The 2,413-nt window shown below is 66.5% G+C and carries 3 protein-coding genes; all 3 read right to left on the reverse strand.

What is annotated here, in order from left to right:
• Positions 1 to 199 precede the first annotated feature (199 nt).
• Positions 200 to 382: an FxLD family lanthipeptide gene (locus GA0115259_RS13525; protein WP_093595733.1), complete on the reverse strand. Its 183-nt coding sequence runs from the start codon at positions 380 to 382 to the stop codon at positions 200 to 202.
• Between the two features lie 63 nt (positions 383 to 445).
• Positions 446 to 1,651 carry a methyltransferase, FxLD system gene (gene fxlM / locus GA0115259_RS13530; RefSeq protein ID WP_093595737.1) on the reverse strand — a complete coding sequence of 402 codons (1,206 nt, stop codon included), beginning with the start codon at positions 1,649 to 1,651 and terminating at the stop codon, positions 446 to 448.
• A gap of 173 nt (positions 1,652 to 1,824) precedes the next feature.
• On the reverse strand, positions 1,825 to 2,413 hold a 589-nt coding region (locus tag GA0115259_RS40260; protein ID WP_218104218.1), incomplete at its 5' end, for a DUF5753 domain-containing protein.

Consider the following 2,413-nt stretch of genomic DNA (forward strand, 5'->3'; position numbering starts at 1 on the left):
CGCCCGCCATGACGTCGTGTTCGCGGACGCGCTGACGAGGTCCGGCCAGACAGTCTCGTGATCGGGGTGCCATGCAGCTGCCCTGACCAGCGCCGCATCAACGTGACGGTACATACGCCTCTCCTGTCGACGGGCGGCGCTCGGCCGCGCCCATGGGCTGGGCGCGGCCGGGCACCGCGACGAACGCGATCAGGTACTGCTATGGGCAGCTCACGCACGCCGTCGCGCACGTGGAGTTGCAGCCGTCGCTCGTCAGGCGGATGAGCTGGTCCGCGGCGGGGCCACCCTCGACGATGGTGATGTCCAGGTCGAAGTCGGTGAGGTCCTGCTCTTCGGCGGCCGGCCGCACCGGCGCGACCGGGCGCTCCATCTGAACGGTCATGCATGCCTCCTTGGGGAAGTTCGATGATGGTTCACGGTCCCGGGGCCCGAGAGCCCCGGAGTCTCAGTTCCAGGCCACCGTGACGATGCCGTGGCGTCGTCGTACGGCGTCCCGGGGCAGGGGAGTGGGGGCGGCGCCCGGCAGGTACCGGAACGTCGCGGCTCCCCGGTGGCGGTGGTCCTGGGCCCAGCGGCGAAGCACATCCACGTACTCGTCCGCGAGCGCTTCCGCCTGCGGGCCGTGGGCGATCACGCCGCTCTCGAAGCCGCCGGTGCTCTCGTTCTCGCGGCGGGTCCGGTAGGCGATGCTGTCCTCGCTCACCAGGGCGGGCACGCCGTACAGGGCGGACGCTTCCACGAGGCCGTGCTCGACGGCGTCCTTGTCCGCGTGAAGGCGGGCCGCGCTCGACAGGTTGAGCGTGAGGTACAGCTCCAACTCGTCGGGCAGGTCGTACGCCGCTCCGGACCAACGCTCCAGCCTGGGTGTGTCCAGGGCGCGGTTCAGCGCCTGGGCGTTGAGGGGCACCCGTACGTCATCGGTCTGCAGAGCGACGCCGTCCCGCAGCATCGCCTTGCGCTCCTCCGCGGCGCCTTCGCCCTGCATGGGCACGAAACGGGCCAGACCGTACGAGCGGCTGATCAGGCCGTCGTCGTCGCGGTCGAAGGCGATTGAGCGGGTCGTGCCGCACATTGTCAGCGGGACGACGAGCCTGCCCTTCGCGGTCAGCCCACTGATCCACGAGGCGGGGATGTCCCACGCGGCTGCGGTGACGATGATCCGGTCGTACGGGGCGCCGTCGGGGACACCGGTCTCGCCGTCGGCAAGGACTGTCTTCACCTCGGTGTATCCGGTGTCGTCCAGGCATAGCCGGGCGCGGTCGATGACGTCGCGATCGATGTCGACCGTGGTGATCTCGCCCTTGCTGCCGACGAGTTCCTGGAGATAGGCGGCGTTGACACCGCCGGAGCCGATCTCCAGGACCCTCATGCCGGGCTCGATGCCGGCCTGCTCCAGCATCACGGCCTGGAGGTGGGCCGCGGACATGACGCTGATGTCCAGGCCGTGCTCGTCCTTCTTGACCGGCACGGTGCGGTGCAGGTCGTACGCGAGTTCCAAGGGCGCGTCCGGCGCGAACCGGTGCCGGGGCACTGCGGCGAAGGCAGCGGCGACAGGCTCGGACGTGATCCCGTCCTGATCACGGAGCGCGCGGACCATGTCCGCGCGCAGCCTGTCGGGGTCGTGAACAGTCGAGTCGCTAGCAGTAGTCATTCTGTTACCGTCATTTCCTTTGTGATTTGTGGCCTTCCCCGCTTGGCAAGCCAAGTACGGACGCCGTGGTCCCGGGTTCCTTCGTGGTGTTTCGCGCAACTGCGCGGGCATTCAGGCGCCTTGGCCTGTTGGTTGGCTTCGACGCTAGCCAGGGCGCCGTCTCTTGTAGGCAGCTACGCGCCGCCGGGATCGGATTTGCACCACAGGACCGCACTCGGATTGTGCGTGCTTCTGCTTTTCAGTTCGTAATGCCTGGCCATGGACTCGATCAGGTCCAATGAATCAGATGGTGACAGCGCACTCGCACCAATCAGGTTGAATGCAAATTCGTACTCTGCCACTGTTGCTGGATCGTCCACCAGCTGGCCGGACGCGAAGCATTTCAGATAGGCAAGTGTTGGTGCGTCAGAGAAGGCCATCAGTTTCAGTGCGCCGTCAATTGCTGGGTGTCCGCCGGCCGCGAATGGCAATACCTGCACGACGATGCGGCGCCGACGCCCCAGCTCGGCGAGGTGGCGCAGCGCCTCCGCCATCACCGCAGGACCGCCGATCATTCGCTGGAGGACAGCCTCGTCAAGTACCGTCCACACGGTGGGCTCTGGGCGCTGGAGCATCTTTGTGTGTTCGAGCACTGGCGTAATGAGTTCACTGATTGCCTCATCGGCTGCCGTTGGGAGGCCGGAATGGATGACTGCTTGCGTATAAGCTTCTGTCTGTAAGATTCCTGGAATATGCTGCGGGGCGTACTCCTGGATGCGTTTT

Origin of the sequence: Streptomyces sp. MnatMP-M17 (genome assembly GCF_900091995.1) — a bacterium.
In the GTDB taxonomy this organism is placed as follows: domain Bacteria; phylum Actinomycetota; class Actinomycetes; order Streptomycetales; family Streptomycetaceae; genus Streptomyces.